This is a genomic window from Lepagella muris (assembly GCF_004793975.1).
Lineage (GTDB): Bacteria > Bacteroidota > Bacteroidia > Bacteroidales > Muribaculaceae > Lepagella > Lepagella muris.
Genome location: NZ_SRYB01000022.1, coordinates 25414 through 44667, shown reverse-complemented (window position 1 = coordinate 44667; position 19254 = coordinate 25414). Strand labels below are relative to the sequence as shown.

Below are 19254 nucleotides of genomic sequence, written 5' to 3'. Positions count from 1 at the left end.
ATAAGAATTTTTGTTATATATTTGTAGATTAATATGTAATTAAAAATAACATGTCGGAACAGGAACTCAATTCTTATCGTTTTGTGTCAGGTCTTGAACCCGGTGACGAACGACTTAGCCAAATCATGAAAGAGGCGGCTGAAACAGCTATCGCCCGGCATCAGGCAGCTGAAGCACAAATTTCTATGAAAATAGATTTGATGAGAAAAGAATTACGCGCCAAGTGGAGCAATCAAATTAAATCCGCAATCAATGGTTAAACCTAATCACAAACCGGAGCTTATAGTTATTGCCGGACCTAACGGATCCGGCAAAACCACTGTTACGCAAAAATTCCTGCACCATGAATGGGCTGAAGGAACAATCTATATCAATCCTGATCAGGTGGCAAAAGATGTTTTTGGCGACTGGAACTCCAAGGAAGCTGTACTTAACGCCGCCAAATATTGCTCAGAATTGAGGGAGAAAAATCTCAAAGAAAAGTCCAGTTTTGTGTTTGAATCCGTTTTTTCCGCTCAAGATAAAATTGATTTTATTTTAAGGGCGAAAGAAGCCGGATTTTTTATAAGATTGTTCTTTATTGCAACCAAACATCCCTCCATCAACGCATCACGAATCACTAAACGAGTAATGGAGGGCGGACATGATGTTCCGATTGCAAAAATTATCTCAAGGTATTACAAATCAATTCTTAACTGCGAATTAATCGCAAACGTAGTAGACAGGCTTTATGTCTACGATAACTCAATAGATGGAGAGGAGGCAAAGCCTCTTTTCCGATTGTCGAATGGTGTTTTGGGTAAAATGTATGTAGATAAACTGCCGGAATGGGCAAAAAACATTTTACCTAACAATGAAATTCAAATTTAAGATACAGTCATATCAAACAGAGGCGGTGAAGAACACCACCGACATTTTCACCGGACAACCCAACAGGGATGCCTCCAAGTATCGCCGCGACCTCGGTAAACGAATTAAAGGAGTAATCCACTTCGATGGTGACGATGACGGCTACCGTAATGCCGACGTAGAGCTTACGTCAAAACAGTTGCTTGAAAATCTCCATTCTGTACAGACGGCTGCCGGAGTACAACTCTCCAAATCATTAAGCAATATTGAAGGTCTCGGTGCAGTCAATCTCGATGTGGAAATGGAAACCGGTACCGGCAAAACATACGTCTACATCAAAACGATGTTCGAGCTTAACAAGCTATATGGCTGGTCGAAGTTCATCATCGTTGTGCCAAGTATCGCCATCCGCGAGGGCGTGGCAAAATCTTTCCGTATGCTCGAAGAACACTTTATGGAGCAGTATGGTAAGAAAGCTCGTTGGTTTGTCTATAACTCGTCAAACCTCAACCAGCTTGACCAATTTTCACAGGATGCCGGACTCAATGTAATGATTATAAACACTCAGGCATTCGCTACCTCTATGAAAGAGGGTGGCAGGAGCAAAGAGAGCCGCATAATATATTCCAAGCGCGACGAGTTTGCATCGCGTCGACCTATTGACGTGATTGCTGCCAACCGTCCGGTTATCATTATGGACGAGCCACAGAAAATGGAGGGTGCAGCCACGCAAACCGCTCTCAAAAAATTCAATCCGCTTTTTGTGCTTAACTACTCAGCCACGCACAAAACTAAACACGATACCGTCTACGCCCTTGACGCACTCGATGCCTACCGTGAGCGTCTTGTGAAGCGCATCAAGGTTATCGGTTTCGAACTGAAAAACCTTCGTGGCACCAATGGCTATATGTATCTTGACAATATTATATTGTCGCCAAGCAAGCCTCCAATGGCAAGAATATCCATTGAGGTGAAGAATGTCGCCGGTGAACCACGCCGACATTTCAAAACCTTTGGGGTTGGTGATTCACTGTTTATTGAGTCCAATGAACTGCTCCAATATAAAGATTATACTATCGCTGAGATATTCCCAGGCTCCAATACGCAACCTGTCGGCTATGTAACATTCACTAATGGAGTCACACTCCGCAGGGGGGATGTCGTTGGTGATACAAACGAGCTGCACATGCAGCGTGTTCAAATCCGGGAGACTATCAAGGCTCATTTTGAGAAAGAACGCCTGTTATTCAAAAAAGGCATCAAGTGCCTGTCGCTTTTCTTCATTGATGAAGTGGTGAAATACCGCTCTTACGATAGCGTTGGTAATCCGGTCAAAGGTATTTTCCAACAGATATTTGAAGAGGAATATGCACGCCTTGTAAATGACGAGTTCCACATCTTCGATGAGGAGTATAACAAGTATCTGCGTCGATTCGCGCCATATCAGACTCATCGCGGCTACTTCTCAATTGACAAGAAGGGGAAGATGATAGACACCAAGACAAAGCGCGGTTCTGACATAAGCGAGGAAGCGTCGGACTACGACCTTATCCTTCGTGACAAAGAGCGTCTGCTCAGTTTTGACGAACCTACACGTTTTATCTTCTCTCATTCGGCACTGCGCGAGGGTTGGGACAATCCCAACGTGTTCCAAATTTGCACACTTCGCCACAGCAATTCCACAACTGCAAAACGTCAGGAGGTTGGCCGCGGATTGCGTATATGTGTCGACAAGAATGGCATTCGTCAGGATAAAGAACTGCTTGGCGATGAAGTGCATAATATCAATGTGCTTACCGTAATAGCTAATGAAAGCTACGCCAACTTCACAAAAGACCTACAACGTGAAACACGAGAAGCATTGAGAGAACGTGCATCCAAAGCCTCCACAAACTACTTTGAGGGTAAGACAATCAAAGTTGATGGTCTGCCACATGTCATCACAGACTCTGAGGCAGCCCGCATAATGATTTATCTTGAAGATAATGACTATGTGGATGACACCGGGGATATCACCCCGAAATATCATGAGGACGTTGCCGATGGATCGGTTGCTCCATACGGAGAAAAACTCGCTCCAATAGCAGAGGGTGTGACCCGCCTTATCAACTCCATCTTCGACCCCTCACTGCTTGAAGATATGACTGAAAATGGAGGTAAGACAAAGTTGCCCGAACCAAAACTCAATGCCAACTTTGCCAAACCGGAATTTCAGGCTTTGTGGAAAGCCATCAACCACCGGTATGTATATACAGTAAGTTATGACTCTGTGGAGTTGATTGACAATGCCATATTGCATCTCAATACCGATGAATTGAAAGTACGCACGTTACTCTATATCAAGATTGAGGGTCAGCAGGATGTTGAGGATGTAACGCAGTTTGGAGATACCAAGTCAACGTCAAATGAGTTGACTGATGTGAGCACATCATCAGTAAAATATGACCTTATCGGTCAGGTGGCAAAAGGGGCCAATATCACCCGACGAACTGCCGCAAAAATCCTTCAGGGGCTTAGTCCTGCAAAACTCGCTTTGTTCCGCAATAATCCCGAAGAGTTTATCCGTAAGGTAGTGGAGATAATTCGTGAGCAGAAAGCCACGATGATCGTTGACCATATCCACTATCATCTCACAGAAGGGAAATATAATTCCGATATCTTCACTGCGGCAAGCCGTGCTGACTTTGACAAGGCTGTTCAGTCTTCAAAGCATATAACCGATTATGTTGTTTCCGACAGTAAGGGTGAGCGCGACTTTGCACACGATCTGGATGAAGCGAATGAAGTCGCGGTGTATGCCAAACTGCCCCGGACATTCAGTATTCCCACCCCCGTAGGGAACTACGCTCCCGACTGGGCAATTGCCATGCAAAAAGGGGACGTCAAACATATTTTCTTCATTGCAGAGACCAAAGGCTCATTACAATCCATGCAGCTCAACGCAATAGAAAATGCCAAGATCGACTGTTGCGCCCAACTTTTCGAAGAAATCTCTACGGACAATGTCAAGTATCATAAAGTAACTTGTTACCAAGACCTTATCGATGCTATGACTTCTGCGAAATAAAATTTAGACTCCATTCATAAAAAGCGATAAGATTCCATTTTTGAGAGGGGGTCTTATAGCTTCCAGTGGTAGCGGGAGGGATAGGCAAGGAGCTTTCTTTTTGCTCTTACACCCTCGATGAGGGCGCGTAGCGCTGTGGGCAAATTTATGGTGCCGTTGCGGCTTGCACGCCATGCTTTCAACGGGATGCGCAGCAACAGACTCACCGGGGAATATATCATTGACATCACTGCGCCTTGTCCTCGCAGTATCGGAGCCGTAGCCCGTCCCCCTGTGGAGGGCTGCGGATGGGCGCATAGACGCCTGTCGATATACCGGCAGTCGTAACCCCTCCTTATAGCCGATACCACAAACATCTCGTCCTCCCCACATCCAAGCATCATCCTTCCAAATCCCAGCACGTCTGCACCGGGTCCGAAACCGGGATGGAACTGCAAATCGCCTATCCTATCCCTGCGGAAAACTATCTCCACACAGGAGACCCAATACCCTTTCGGGAATGGCAATCCAAGACGGCAATTGGAGGATGGATACCGCTTCCCTCCGGGCATATCCGCCCGGAAGAGCGCGACGTCAATCGACGGCTGATCCGCAAAGGCATCCGCTACCCCTTCCAGATCCTCCTTACGGAACACAAGATCATCATCCGCCACGACCACCAGCCCACTGCGGCAATGCGACAAGGCATTGTTGCGGTTACGCGACACTCCCTCCTCATCAAGCCGCCACACCTCTACATCTCCCCTACACTCCAATCCCTCCGGCAACGGCATACCTTCGTGACGTTGCCAAGAAATAACATATCGTACCCCCTCAATGGGTGGAAGCAGCATCCTCTCCACCCACTCTATGCGGATGCCGAACGTGGCTATAGCTATGTCTATACTCTTCCTCATCTTCTCCCTATATCATCAAATAACCGTTCATCAAGGAAATTACGCCTACGGGGAGCAGTAACAACACGTTCCCTCTTCCCGGAGACAGAATCAGACCTGTTCCTCCGCTTCCGTCGGGCACGTTTCCCGTTCACCTCCGCAGATTCCTTTGCCGCATTATTCAGGGAATCACCGTCAACCAATATCTCAATATCAGCCGGAGAGATGTCGTCATCCTTGCTGTCGCACTGCCGGAATATAAGTCCGATGCCGGTAATAAACAAAGCGAGAGCCGCGACTACAATTACGCCGCGTCTCTCGGATGATGTCAGTGGATTCTTTTTCATAATCAGAATGGATAGCCTATTGCAAGATGGAAGGCGAAGGCATCCTTAAACGGTATGTTGAAATATCCAGGCTTATATGGTGCGTGAAGACCATAACCGAGATCACCACGTATCACCATCATGCCGATATCTACACGAAGTCCCACACCTGTGCCCAGAGCGATATCCTTCAGGAAAGTAGCCCCTTGCAACTGACCTCCGGGACGCATCGGGTCATTCTTAAGAAGCCATATATTGCCGGCATCAAGAAATACTGCCCCATGAAGCACACTCACTATCGGGAAACGGTATTCCGTATTCAATTCCAGTTTAAACGTACCGGTCTGGTCAAAATATCCATCCTTGACAGATTCCGGTGCCCGATACGAACCGGGACCTATTGACCTTACCGTGAATGCTCGTATGGAGTTGGCACCCCCGATATAGAACTGCTCTGAATATGGCACCTCACGCGAATTTCCGTAGGCGTGGGCGGCTCCGATAAGCACTCTCGACACAAGCCAATGGTCTGTCGCCTTAATCAACCGGCGGCTGTAGACAAGTTGCGCCTGTCCCTTCACAAACTGTGAGAAGGGGGTGCCGAACAGCTTCTTCTCACCTTTCACGCCACACGCACTCCATATACCATTGAAGATATTGCCCGCCTCTGTCACTGTAACGGAGAAATTGATGCCATTGATACGCTCGCGTTCAAAAAACTTGTCGAGAGTATAGGTGTATGACATCTGCGGGATAAACTGATTCTGGAAACTGAGTGCCACGGCAGGATTCTGCGACATGATCGAGTCAAACTCATGGGTGGTGGAGATCAGCTTATTGTAGGAGAGCTTGAATGGAGTGAACTGATTGACGGAATTACGTGATGCTTTCCATTCGTATGTGATGCCGGTATTGAACTCCGCCAGCTTGAAGAAGTGCGGACGGTTCAATATGCTTGCGCCGAGATTGATTGTGGTCCAGTTAAGTTCCCTGTTGGTACGCTTTATAAAACTTGGAGCCAACATACGCGGGAAAGCAAGACTCGCATTCAGTCCGAATTCGTAACTGTTGAACACGCTTCCACGGTTGCGTCCCGTCTGCCATTCATAGGCGGCAGTAAGCTGCAACCCAAGTCTCTCGCCACCGCCGAAGAGATTGTTATGCGACAGACCGAGGATAAGACCCGGACCAAGATAACTGTTGGATTTCGAAGTGGCGTTCACCTCTATCGAAGCCTCAATCGGCTGATCAAACTGGCAGGTGGTGTAGACATCAAGGGTGGCGTTTCCGGAAGTGGTGTCCACAGGCACCGGCTGTATCTGTATGTTGCCGAATATACCGAGACGGGAAAGACGCGTCTGCGTGCGATTCATATCACGCACAGAAAATATCTTCCCCTCGCGGAATGTCACGCATGAGGGTATGAGATTCTTCCTCAACCGGGCAGGACGCATTACTATGACGTCGCCTCGCTTAGTAGGGATTGTATCCGGCGTGCCGGGATCGCTCTGGCTGTCACGCAGGATAGTGGTGTAGATATTGCCTGTGCGATATTGCTGGCGTGCCATCTTGGGAGTGTTGGCGGCGATTGTCAGTTTGATCGCCACATTGCCGGGGGTGATCAATGAATCTGCCAGGAACTCAATATATTCCGGACGGAAATAATAATATCCCCTGTTGCGCATTGCATTGACGATACGGATACGTTCGGAGGCAAGGGAATCCACACAAAACACCTCACCTTTCTGCAGATACGGACTTTTCTTCGCCACGGAATCAACAAAGCGCGCCATCGGTTCCGGCTTGTCAAGATAAATGATGGAATCTATGCGATACGGATTGGTAAGGCGGATCTCATAGTCCACACCGGCTTTCTTATGATTGGTCTTGCTGTAGCGTATGTCGTAAGTGGCGGTAGAGCCGAAATATCCATTATTATCCAGAATCTGCTCCATCAGCTTGACACGCATCTCAGGCCTCACCTCACTTATCAGCACAGGAGCCTTCACAAGTTTATTATACAGCCATCCTTTGAGTCCGCCGGCACTGTCGTTCCAGTTGTTGTAGACCCAAAGACCGAGAGGAATCTTTATGAAGGGAGCCACCACGTAGTCATTGGCGTCACAGTTGGCAGCCTCTTTCAGCCCGTCGACAAGCGCAATAGGAGCCTTCTCATCTCCGGGTGTCTCCACATTAAATTTCCCGACACCGGTGTAGCGTGTCTCTCCGGCACCCAGACGACGGGTGGTGGAACAAGACACCGCCGCCAAAGCCATGACTGCCAATGCAATCAACGGCATATATATCCTTATATTTCTGGTCATCATAATCCTGTCATTCTTTATTGGTGATGGAATCGGGTTTTATACTATCCTCTTTTATAACCGCACTCTCGCCGGGAGGCACAACTTCAGTGCTGTCCTTAGGCACCGAATCTTTTGGCAATGCCGGGAACATCGGACGCGCAATAAGATCGGATTTCTTTTCCGGTATCCACGTGCTAAGCCTGAACAGATTGCGGAGATTTGCAAGACGGCGTTTCATCACGAAACCGACACCAGTCTCCGTAATCTCACCCTCAAGGATACTTTCGTAGCCCGTGTGGCGGAACAGACGCATATACATGGTGACGTTGCTCGTCTGCTTCAGCATGTATTCAAACGATATGTCGCTTATCAGATTCTCCGAGAAGTTCTCATCGGCAGAGGCATCAGTGGTGTAGTTGCCACCGACTGAGATCTTGAAGCGGTTGTCGAACAATGACTTCGACATGCTGTAGCTATAGCTCATCGTGCTTCCGGTCTCTCCGTTGACCGTCTTGTTATACTGATCGACGCCGAAACTGAGGTCTACGCCCTTCACATTATTTGCCAGCCAACTGTTGAGCTGCGATGTGAGCAGACCATAGAGCTGCCCCTGGAGAAGGTCGTTGCTTGCTGTCCTGACACCCTGACCGCTATACTGTCCGGTAAGCAAGAGGTTGATCGCCGCCATGCTCCTCTGGTCAGCACTCATCGACAACAGTTCGTTCTGCACGGTCATGTCGTCTTCCGTTGACAGGTCAAACTCCACCTTCGGAGAAGAGAGCGTATTGGATACGGCAAGTTTCACCAGGAAGTTGACAATACGAGAATTGCCGTTCTGGAGAAGATTTGCCTTTACATCATCGGTAGCGGATATATTGAGTGTAGGATTCATAATATCTCCATTCCAATGCACGTTGCTATTGGGATTGAACACAAACTTCTTCTCACCCACCATCGGCACACTATATCTGACGTAGCCGTTGCCTACCGTCAGCTGTCCGTTAAGACGCATATCACCCATATAGTTCTGGAAGTAATTAAGAGTGCCCGATGGAGATACTTCCACTTTACCGTTGCCGGTAGTGGCAGTGCCCGGTATGTCAACCGTCACCTGCACTCCGGGCTGTATCGTAAGACCCGCCACTATTCTCATAGCCATAGCCGGAGCCACGCTGTCGACGACAACCACTTTCGTCGTATCGTTGAAGTTGACAAACTTCACTACATCGGAGGCATCCTGCTGCGTAAGCTGCGCCGTTGTGGGTGACACTGCATATGTCACGTCAGTGGCAGAAAGCACATTCACATCCGCAGTCAGGTTGAGATGGTCAAGCGCACCGGAGGCTGAACCGTTAAGATCCATAAACAATTTGCCATATATGTCGCTTTTCGCCTTCTTGGTGTTGCCGATAAGCTGGAAATTGCTTGCATTCATTGTGAGGTTAAACAATATGGATGAGAAATTCCGCGCATCAACCTCACCATTCAGCACAAGAGGATTGTTGTTGGCTCCCCATATATTGAATCCATTCATACTAAGTATATTGTCAGCGACGTTGATTGAGTCCTGTCCGAATTTCAAGGCAGAACCGATCATAGGCACAAAGACACTCACTGAATCACACGCCAGATTTCCATTGAAGACGGGAGACGTGAACGTGCCCGACATATCAAATTCTCCATTAAGATAACCCGACAGTCTCGCCACATCATTGCCAAGGAACGGATTTGCCACTGACAAGGGGAAGCGCGTGAGTTCCAACCCCAATTTCTTAGGTTCCAGGTTACCCACTGAATCGGGGCGCAGCATCATCTTTGCCACCATTGCATCCTGCTTATCTATCTTTAGGTTCAGCAACGCGCCGGTAGAACCATCGTTGTTGCGTCCAGCCCTCAGACCAAGGTCAAAATCTCCCACACGCAATTTGTCGTACGTGAAATCTGTCACGGAAAGGCTACCTCCACCATACAACCAATCATTGACGTATCCGACATTAAGATCAGCATCAACAGATGCTGTAACAGGGGGGGCGAACACCGATAACTGTAGGAAATCCTGTATCTTGATATTGTCAAGCACAAGATGCAGTTCATCATTACCGTTCTTACCCTCCTGGGTCTGCATAAGTATGCTGCTCTCCTTACTGTTCGCCATGAGATTTGCATCCACACGTTTAGTGAGGAGATTATAATCTATATGGTTGTCGTCATTGAATTTCCACGGCATATAGGCTATCGTAGCCTTCAGTGGCGTGAAATGGACAGACACCACAGAATCCGTGACCGCACCTGTCATACCGAGACGGTAGCCAATCTCCCCCTTCTGGTTGAATTGCGTCATTGATAGAAGCACACGGTTTGAACCGAAATAACCATTAAGATTGACGTCAGCAAATTCCGCAAGCGAGTTATTGCTTCTGTTGCCCATGTGCATGTAGTAGTCAAGCAACTTACCGCGCTGACGTAGATTGAGAGAAAGCGTGTCAGCCCTCATGGTGCCGTTGGATGCCTCCAGCAACCCGACATGACCGCTGATCAGCGAATCATTCGACAAATGGGCATATACAGTGTCAATACTCATGCCCATAGTATGGAGATACTGACCGACAAGCCCTTTACCGGACGCATTGACGTCAAACCGGAACGACGGCAGCGTCCGCTGTATGCCTGCCACGTCAAGATTACGTTCCTTCACCTGATGCATCACGGAATCCGCCACCAGTGAGAAACTCTCGACAAGTGGCTGCAAACCGGTGTCGCCGGCAAATTCCACGCTGGTCATGCTGGCATCCATGCGGGCATTGACCCTATCGACAGTAGACTTGAATGACGCGGTGAGCGCACCCGGCACAGAAAAATATTGATTGCCCGATGTCCATTCCACCTTGTCAAGGCGTATGTCGGCATTATATAGCCATTTTTCCGGACTTGCACTTCCCCGCAGCGTAATGTCCATCTTTCCATTATTAACTTCCGGACTGATCCCAAGCTCATGTAGATCTATCTCCCTAAGGTTCCCTGTTATGTCAAAGGTGTATAGATCGGGAGCCAGCGTGCCGGCACCCTCCACACGGAATCTCATCCCGGAATTATCCGAAGTCGCCACAAGGTCGTAATTACCGTCGCTCAACGTGACATCGGCAGTTATATCCTTCAGAATCTTTTTCTGATATACCAGTGAGTTTATATCGAGCTTCACATCGGTCACTGCATTATCCAACGTAGGATTGAAACCTGCCCCACTCGCAGTCATGCTTCCTGTCACCTTCCCTATACCGAGTTCCGGCATGAAGTAAGCCACATTGACCTCTCTCACCTTAAGGTCGGCGTCATATCTCTCCGACGTCATGCCCACTTTCCCTTGTGCGGCAAGATCTCCGGCAGAAGTCATAAGGCTGAAATTGACGCCATAGTTCTGGTTGTCGGCAGTGGCGTCACCCTTCAGTTTCAGCACTGGTATTCTCATCGGGAGTTTTCCAAGCATACCCTCCACGATGCCTGGATTCACCACGTTACCCTCATACTTAAGGCGCGCCTTCAGCCGCTTATAGTCAAGTGCGTTCTGCGCATGGCCGGAAGCATTAAGCGACAACACGCCGGGCATGGTGATGGTCAAACCGGGGATATCCACGTCTGCCAACGTTCCTTTTGCGCCAAGATCAAAGTTAAGTGGTGTGCGCGACGGTATCTTCCCAATATAAGTATTCAGCGTCGGCATGAATGCCTCAATGTCGGGCATACCGAGACTTCCCGACGCTTTCACGTCAAGAGGAGCCTCCGGCTTCATCTCCATCAATGCAAATGGGATGCCGGCAGTGGCAGACAATGAGGAATAGAGAGTCTTTACCTGAAGATCCTTCAAGGCAAGTCCGGCGGAATCCACCGATACCACGCCACTACCTTCCGTAATCTGCAGTCCGCTACGCTCCTTCGCAGCGATTCTGACTATAGGGAGCTCCACGGTGGACGCTGCATTATAAAATCCGGAGAGAGCGATATCCACATCCTTCACCTCAATATATGAGGGGTCAAAACCGGGCATGGGCGTTGCATCCTTCACGGCATAAATGGCAGCAAAACGGTTAAGTTCCACAGTGTCGCCACGTATTATCATAGGTTGCGACGGGGTTGCCTGCACTGTATCGGCGACGGGGGCGGGATGGGATGCCAGATATTCCGGAGTGGGCGTATAGTAGGTCACGTCGCCATCGGCTGCCCCTAAATATGAAGCGGACACCTTATTATTGCCGAGATCCACCACTCCATTCCTCAGCATGAGTGAACCCGCCTTCAGCGAGAGCGTATCAATCGTAGGCAACATCGACATATCAAAACGGAAATTGTCAAGCCGTAACTCATTTGCCTTTATAAGGAACGGTACGGCGGCGGTGTCGGTAGGGGTGGGCTTCTGTTTCCACACATCCATATACAGCGAGAGATTGCCATCCTTCAACACTCCCTTGTTGAGAAGTATCGAACCGGATGCCATATTTGCAGAACTCTTATCGTCAACCTCAAGCAAGCCCGCCTTCACTTTAAGCACCATCGAGGAATCGGGCGACACCATGCGGTAATAGCCGTCGATGAGTCGCAGGCGGTTGATATCCACGTCAAGGCTGAACAGCGGGCGCAATTTAACGTCGGCAATCACCTCTTTAGCGTAGACCATAGTATCACCACCAGCCTCAACCACTGTCACACCCGACAATGCGACATCGACAGGCCATCTAAGCCGGAATCTGTCAATGCCTATCTTCATGCCCGTAGACTTCTGAACAATATCACACGCCATGTTCTTGACAAACGTCTGCACAGGCGGCACATACAGTAATATGGGCAATGCAATCAATACCAACAGCAACCACATCAAAGTCTTCAGCGTAATCCGAAGCCATTTGTTGCGGATGAGATGACGGCGCGGTTTCTTGCCATCCTCATGGTCTGGAGTGGGGGCGTTTCCCTGCTCAAGATCTATATCTTTGTTAGTTTCTGACATAGTGCTATCTTTTGTGGAATTGTGGAATATCGAATTGTGGAATTTAGTATCGCGGAATGTAGAAATCTACAACCAATGCCGCTGAAGACGGCTCCAAAGAAAGACGCATATCACTACACCGGCTACGTCTGCCACCATATCTCCGGGATCAAACCCTCTGCCCATTGCCATCCATCGCTGAATAAATTCTATCAGTATCCCTAATGCGGATGAAATGAAGGCTGCGATAAGCATTACCCCTGATCCTGTCTCTCTCCAGCCATGCTTCCTCTGATAATCCAGCAGCAGCATCACGGAAAGGAATCCGAACATTATGGCATGCACCACCTTGTCGGCACCCGGAAACAAGGTCGGGGCGTCATCCCCCAATGGATCGGGCATCAGTGTGAGCCAAAGAATGAGCAATGTCGTGATTATCGAAAAGAGCCAATAAGGCAATCTTGAAAATATTTCTCTTATTCTGTCCATTTCTTTTCAATTTTTATTGAGGCGGCTTAATTCCGCAACTTCAATACGGCAACATGCGTCCCTACTCTCACTCCTATTAACATTAACATCTGTATAAAAGTTTTAACATTCCCTCCTATTTCCACTATATATTTGCCCGCACTCTCCCCACAGGCACCACATCAGCTTCATCACCATATTTCATCGGTCGGCTCCTCGCCCGACACTCATATCTCACCATTAAGCCACGCATCTATTATCTTGCGCGACAACGAAGGCATAGTGGGTATCGACGGGGGATTCTCACGGGAGAAAAATCCACCCTCTGTAAGTTCTCCATCGGCAAAACTAAATTCGCCCGACTTATATTCCGCGGTGAAGCCGATCATCAGCTGATATGGATATGGCCAAGCCTGGCTGCCATAGTAGCGTATATTCCCTATCTCAAGCGAAGTCTCCTCCATGACCTCCCTTGCCACACACTCCTCAAGACTCTCGCCTGTCTCCACGAAGCCTGCCACCAATGCCATGACGGGACGGCTAAGACTACGTGCATGCACCAGCAACGCATCATCCCCCCTCTTCACAAGCACTACTATGGCAGGGTTTAGTCTGGGGAAATACTCTTTCCCGCATTTCGGACAACGCTTGCTTATCTCCGAGCATCGCTCAAGAGGCTCGCCATCGGCAGAACAATGCCTCTCCGCCTCATTCCAATTAACCAGTTCCATCCCCTTTGCGGCGGCACGAAATTCCTCTTCCGACATGCTGCCCCAGGATTCACGCAATCCACGTCTCACCATACGTTCGTCTGCGTTGCCAACCGAAGCAAGCGATGCAGCTACGTATTCTCCGAAACGATACGTCTCACAACACTCCGAAAGCACCACCTCTCCGGCTACCGGCAGGCGGAAACATCCGTCACACTCCGACAACAACAGTTCGCCGCGCGACGTCAATATGTATTTCTCCATTTATTTATCCAGATTTTCAAGCATTTCAAACGGCGTCAGTCCTGTCAGTGGATGACGCCACCAGGGCATCAGTTCAGCCAATGGCTGAAGCACGAAACTCCGCTGCGGCATACGGGGATGGGGTACCTGAAGATGAGGCAAGTCAATCACCTCACTGTCAAACGTTATCACGTCGATATCTATCTCTCGGTCGGTATACCCTCCGGAAGCCGTGCGATGGCTCTTTCCGCTTATACCCTTCTCTATGTTCTGAAGCCTGCGCAACGTCTCTTCAGGATTCAAGTCCGTCTCAAACGTAAGTCCGACATTCAGAAAAGAATGAGTGGAATCAAACCCCCAAGGGGCTGATTCCACTACATGACTTATCTCGAAATCACCGAACTCCATGCTTATCGCACGCACTGCCCGGCTAATATTGAGTCTTCGGTCGCCAAGATTGCTTCCGATGTTTACCGATACTAACGCCATCAGAGAGATTTCTTCACTTCCACCTCCTCATACGCCTCTATAAGATCGCCCTCACGGATATCGTTGTAGCCCTGCACTGACAGACCGCAGTCGTAGCCCGACACGACATCCTTGACGTCATCCTTAAATCGCTTGAGAGATCCAAGCTCGCCGGTATAGATCACGATGCCGTCGCGAATGACACGCACCTTGCTCGTGCGCTTGATCTTGCCATCGCGCACAATCGCACCGGCAATCGTACCGACCTTGGAAATATGGTAGGTCTGAAGCACCTCTGCCGTGCCGGTGATCTCCTCCTTGATCTCCGGTGAGAGCAATCCTTCCATTGCATCCTTCACCTCTTCGATAGCTTTGTAGATCACGGAGTAGAGACGTATCTCCACGCCCTCCTTGTCTGCCTCCTTGCGTGCTGCTCCGGAAGGACGCACCTGGAAGCCGATGATTATGGCGTCGGATGCCGCAGCTAGCGTCACATCGCTCTCCGATATGGCGCCCACACCCTTATGAAGCACGTTGACCTGAATCTCGGGAGTAGACAGCTTGATGAGCGAGTCGGAAAGAGCCTCTACAGAACCGTCGACATCGCCCTTGACAACGAGGTTGAGCTCGTGGAAGTCGTTGAGCGCACGGCGGCGACCAAGCTCCTCAAGACCGGGACGCTTCTTGGTGCGCAGACCAAGCTCGCGCTGCAACTGCTCACGCTTGCCGGCAATCTCGCGTGCCTCCTGCTCCGTCTCAAGCACGTTGAATGTGTCGCCTGCGGTAGGCGCACCGTTCATACCGAGGATAAGCACCGGAGTAGAGGGACCTGCCTCCTTGACACGCTGGTTACGCTCGTTGAACATAGCCTTGATTTTTCCGTAGTGGGTGCCGGCAAGTATGACGTCGCCCACACGGAGCGTACCATTCTGCACAAGGACAGTAGCGACGTAGCCACGTCCCTTGTCAAGACTTGACTCTATTACCGAGCCGACAGCAAGACGGTCGGGGTTTGCCTTAAGGTCAAGCATCTCTGCCTCAAGCAGCACCTTCTCCATAAGCTCCTCCACGCCGATACCCTTCTTTGCGGATATGTCCTGGCTCTGGTATTTACCGCCCCATTCCTCCACGAGGTAGTTCATTCCGGCAAGTTCCTCCTTGATCTTGTCGGGATTTGCTGCGGGCTTATCTATCTTATTGATTGCAAACACCATCGGAACGCCGGCAGCCGACGCATGGTTAATTGCCTCTATAGTCTGTGGCATCACGTCGTCGTCAGCGGCTACTATGATGATGGCAAGGTCGGTCACTTTCGCACCACGCGCACGCATGGCGGTGAACGCCTCATGACCTGGGGTGTCGAGGAAAGTGATGCAGCGTCCGTCGGGAAGCGTCACGTTGTAGGCACCGATATGCTGGGTGATACCGCCAGCCTCGCCGGCAATCACGTTTGCCTTACGGATATAGTCGAGCAGCGAGGTCTTACCGTGGTCGACGTGACCCATGACAGTCACGATAGGCGGACGCGGCTGAAGATCCTCCTCCTTGTCCTCTTCAGGAGAGATGGCCTCCGTCACATCGGCACTCACATATTCTGTGGTGAATCCGAACTCCTCAGCCACAATGTTGATGGTCTCGGCGTCAAGACGCTGGTTGATCGACACCATGACGCCAAGGTTCATACACGTGGCGATGACGTTGTTGACGGGCACCTCCATAAGGTTGGCAAGGTCGTTTGCAGTCACGAACTCGGTGAGCTGAATGATCTTGCTCTCCGCCTCCTCACGACGCTGATTCTCCAGCTCGCGGTTGTGGATAGCCTCCTTCTTCTCCTTTCTCCATTTCAAGCCTTTCTTGGGAGTCTTGCTGGTGAGACGTGCAAGCGTTTCCTTCACCTGCTTCTGCACATCCTCCTGGTTTGTCTCCGGCTTCTGCGGACGCTCATTTCTGCGGTTGCCGCCTTTCTGTCCGCGGTCGCCACGCTTGCGGTCGCCGCCGCCACCGCCTTGCTGACCCTGCTGGTTGTTCTGACCCTGCTTGTCGCCACCCTTCTTCTTGTTGCGGTTCTCCGATCCGAATCCGGGCTGGGAAGCAGCCTTCTCGATGTCGATCTTCTCCTTCCCTATACGCTTGCGCTTCTTGCGGTCGGCATTCTGCTGGTCAGCACCCTGGGAAGATGATGCACCACCCCCCTGACGGTTCTTGTCGCCACGACGTCGGTCGTCTTTACCACGCTTTTTCGGACGTGTCGACTGGTTCAAGCTTGATAAATCGATTTTACCCAACACTTTCAGTTCCGGCTGAACCGGTGGAGTGCTCAGGCGGAATACGCTTCCTGGAGTCTCTTGCACAGTGTTTTTCTGATCTTTCTGCGACTCTTCTTTTACAACGGGAGCCTTCACTTCTGTCTTCTCTTGTATTGTCTTGTTTTCTACGGTTGCCTCCGTGCGTACTGACTCTTTCTCATTACGCACGGGCGCGGGAGCCGCCTGTCGCCCTGCTCCCGGATTGGATGCAGAGGCAGCGATCTCCTCTTTTTTCACATCTTTGCCGCCATTTCTTCCACGGTTGCGTTCATCTCTCTGGCGATCGGAACGCGATCGGTCCTGACGGTCGTCTGAACGTCCTCTCTGGCGGTCGGAATCATGACGGCCACGGGAGTCGCCACCGCGGCGTCCGTTGCCACGGCGGGAGCCTGCATCAAGGTCGATCTTTCCCAGCACTTTCAGCCCCGGTATACCCGAGGTGGAAGTGCCGCCCGACATCTCTGATGTGGCAGGATTATCTTTCTTAGGCTTGCGCCGGCCGTCGGTCTGTCCGTCGGCCTCTTTCTTCAATGTCTTGTCGTTGTTGAATTCATTCTTCAGCAACTCAAGTGAGGAGTCGTCTATTCTCGCGTTGGGATTGTTTTCTACATCCACATCATGTCGTCGCAGAAATTCCACCACTGTATTGACTCCGACATTTAGGTCGTTTGCTACTTTACTGATTTTTATGCGCATATATTGGTGAAGGGTTGTTTCTTTTAATTTATGAGGAAAGATTTATGGCTCACCGTCGCGAATCAGTCTTCAAATTCAGATCTGATCACGTTGAGCACATGCTCCACAGTGTCGTCTTCAAGATCGGCCTGCTCAAGCTTCTCGGGCGTAGCGTTAAGCACCGCCTTCGCTGTGCCGAGTCCTATGTTTTTAAGCTGCTCGATCACCCAGTCGTCGATCTCATCGCGGAACTCATCAAGATAGATGTCCTCCTCACCCTCCTCAATGTCGCGGTATACATCGATGGTATATCCGGTCAGCATTGTGGCGAGACGGATGTTGAGTCCCCCCTTGCCTATGGCGAGAGAGACCTCCTCCGGATGCAGGAAGACCTCAGCCTTCTTCTCCTCCTCGTTAAGACGGATGGATGAGATACTTGCCGGGCTCAATGCACGCTGGATGAAGAGCTGGGGATTGGCGGTATAGTTGATCACGTCGATGTTCTCGTTGCGTAGCTCTCTGACGATGCCGTGGATACGGCTTCCCTTGATACCCACGCATGCACCTACGGGATCTATGCGATCGTCATAACTCTCAACAGCAATCTTAGCACGCTCGCCGGGGATACGCGCAACGGCACGGATAGTGATCAGTCCGTCGTGGATCTCTGGCACCTCCTGTTCAAACAGACGGCGGAGGAAACGGTCGTCGGTGCGCGACAGGATTATCTTGGGATTGTTGTTCTGATTGTCAACACGCTTCACGATCGCCCTTACCACATCGCCCTTATGGAAGGAGTCGCTGGGTATCTGCTCATCCTTAGGCATGATCAGTTCGTTCTGGTCCTCGTCTACAAGAAGAGCCTCGCGTTTCCACACCTGGTGAACCTCCCCGGAGATTATCTCACCCTCAAGCTCCTTGAACTTGGATGAGATCGCCTCCTTCTGAAGGTCAAGAATCTTCGACTGGAGAGTCTGACGGAGATTGAGGATGGCACGGCGTCCGAACTTCTCAAAGAAGATCTGCTTTGACACCTCCTCGCCGATCTCACACTCAGGGTCGATCTCACGCGCCTCTGATAGCCCGATCTCCATGTTCTCGTTGTCGACGTCATCATCAGCCACGACCTTAAGATTCTGATATATCTCGCAGTCTCCCTTGTCCGGGTTCATGATCACGTCAAAGTTCTCGTCAGAATCAAACATGTTAGCAAGCACCTTGCGGAATGATTCTTCGAGAACGCTTATCATAGTGGTCTTGTCGATATTCTTCAGCTCCTTGAATTCGGCAAACCGGTCGACCATATTTACAGTTTCTACTTTCTTTGCCATAACACTTTAGAATTGTAGCATGTATTTAGTATATTTCACCTCATCATAACGGAAGACGTGGTCCACCTGCTCAATGACAGCACGCTTCGCCCCTTCCGGCTTAACCTTCTCCTCGCAAACGACCGTGAAAGCATCATCGCCGACCTCACGGAGCATCCCATGATATTTCTTGCCCCCTTTCGTCAGCACCTCCACTTCGTTGCCAAGATTCTTATCGTATTGACGGCGCACCTTGAACGGTGTGGTCAAACCGCTTGATCCGACTTCCAGTTCATAATCCTCCACGTCGCGGTCAAACGCCGACTCGATCTCGCGTGTAAGATCCACACAACGGTCAATGTCAACGCTCGTGTCGGAATCTATCTCTACCCGTATTTCGTTCTGTCCGCTTATCGACAGATCTACAAGAAAAAGGTCGCTCCCTTCAAGTCGCTCCTCTATGAATGCTGCAAGTGCGGTTTTATCTATCATCTTCTCTTATTTGAGGCGGTTGGATTGCATGCAGAATCAATACATGATGGTAATGGAACCAAGGAATGCGACGCTGCCTGGCAACCGACATTTTGTTAAAAAAGAGGAGGAGACTTACGTCCCCTCCGGAATGTTTTTGCAAAGATAGTAAAAATAATCCCCATTATTATTTAGAAGGGATATC

At 49.9% G+C, this 19254-nt stretch carries 13 protein-coding genes; 3 read left to right on the top strand and 10 right to left on the bottom strand.

From position 1 onward, the window contains the following. Positions 1-50: 50 nt before the first annotated feature. The 3 genes from E5331_RS13700 to E5331_RS13690 are packed head-to-tail and all read left to right on the top strand — an operon-like array spanning position 51 to position 3916. Positions 51-260, top strand: coding sequence for a hypothetical protein (locus E5331_RS13700; RefSeq protein WP_123483300.1), 210 nt, complete (start codon positions 51-53; stop codon positions 258-260). Continuing rightward, positions 253-870 (top strand): ATPase, encoded by a 618-nt coding sequence (locus E5331_RS13695; protein ID WP_123483299.1) that lies wholly within the window; start codon positions 253-255, stop codon positions 868-870. The genes E5331_RS13700 and E5331_RS13695 overlap by 8 nt, the downstream gene beginning before the upstream one ends. Beyond that, positions 854-3916, top strand: a complete 3063-nt coding sequence (locus tag E5331_RS13690; RefSeq protein ID WP_136013264.1) for a type III restriction-modification system endonuclease — start codon at positions 854-856, stop codon at positions 3914-3916. Before E5331_RS13695 ends, E5331_RS13690 begins: the two co-directional genes overlap by 17 nt. 53 nt (positions 3917-3969) lie before the next feature. Here E5331_RS13690 and E5331_RS13685 read toward each other — a convergent pair whose 3' ends face one another. The 10 genes from E5331_RS13685 to rimP all read right to left on the bottom strand — a co-directional run bounded on the left by E5331_RS13685 (position 3970) and on the right by rimP (position 19070). Then, positions 3970-4812, bottom strand: a complete 843-nt coding sequence (locus tag E5331_RS13685) for a glycosyltransferase (RefSeq protein ID WP_123483297.1) — start codon at positions 4810-4812, stop codon at positions 3970-3972. Continuing rightward, positions 4809-5138, bottom strand: a complete 330-nt coding sequence (locus tag E5331_RS13680; protein WP_123483296.1) for a hypothetical protein — start codon at positions 5136-5138, stop codon at positions 4809-4811. Before E5331_RS13680 ends, E5331_RS13685 begins: the two co-directional genes overlap by 4 nt. Before the next feature lie 2 nt (positions 5139-5140). After that, a complete protein-coding gene (gene tamL / locus E5331_RS13675) occupies positions 5141-7444 on the bottom strand; it encodes a translocation and assembly module lipoprotein TamL (RefSeq protein WP_275441221.1) in 2304 nt (767 codons plus the stop codon). 7 nt (positions 7445-7451) lie between these two features. After that, positions 7452-12419 carry a translocation/assembly module TamB domain-containing protein gene (locus tag E5331_RS13670; RefSeq protein WP_136013263.1) on the bottom strand — a complete coding sequence of 1656 codons (4968 nt, stop codon included), beginning with the start codon at positions 12417-12419 and terminating at the stop codon, positions 7452-7454. A 66-nt stretch (positions 12420-12485) separates the two neighbouring features. After that, positions 12486-12887: a VanZ family protein gene (locus E5331_RS13665; protein ID WP_123483294.1), complete on the bottom strand. Its 402-nt coding sequence runs from the start codon at positions 12885-12887 to the stop codon at positions 12486-12488. A 206-nt stretch (positions 12888-13093) separates the two neighbouring features. Continuing rightward, positions 13094-13840: an NAD(+) diphosphatase gene (gene nudC, locus E5331_RS13660; protein ID WP_123483293.1), complete on the bottom strand. Its 747-nt coding sequence runs from the start codon at positions 13838-13840 to the stop codon at positions 13094-13096. After that, complete coding sequence (folK, locus tag E5331_RS13655) at positions 13841-14308, bottom strand: 2-amino-4-hydroxy-6-hydroxymethyldihydropteridine diphosphokinase (protein WP_123483292.1); 468 nt, start codon at positions 14306-14308, stop codon at positions 13841-13843. It abuts the gene before it with no gap. Next, positions 14308-17289: a translation initiation factor IF-2 gene (gene infB / locus E5331_RS13650; protein ID WP_123483291.1), complete on the bottom strand. Its 2982-nt coding sequence runs from the start codon at positions 17287-17289 to the stop codon at positions 14308-14310. Before infB ends, folK begins: the two co-directional genes overlap by 1 nt. Positions 17290-17351: 62 nt before the next feature. Continuing rightward, positions 17352-18599 carry a transcription termination factor NusA gene (gene nusA, locus E5331_RS13645; RefSeq protein ID WP_123483290.1) on the bottom strand — a complete coding sequence of 416 codons (1248 nt, stop codon included), beginning with the start codon at positions 18597-18599 and terminating at the stop codon, positions 17352-17354. Between the two features lie 6 nt (positions 18600-18605). After that, positions 18606-19070: a ribosome assembly cofactor RimP gene (gene rimP / locus E5331_RS13640; protein WP_123483289.1), complete on the bottom strand. Its 465-nt coding sequence runs from the start codon at positions 19068-19070 to the stop codon at positions 18606-18608. Between the last annotated feature and the right edge of the window lie 184 nt (positions 19071-19254).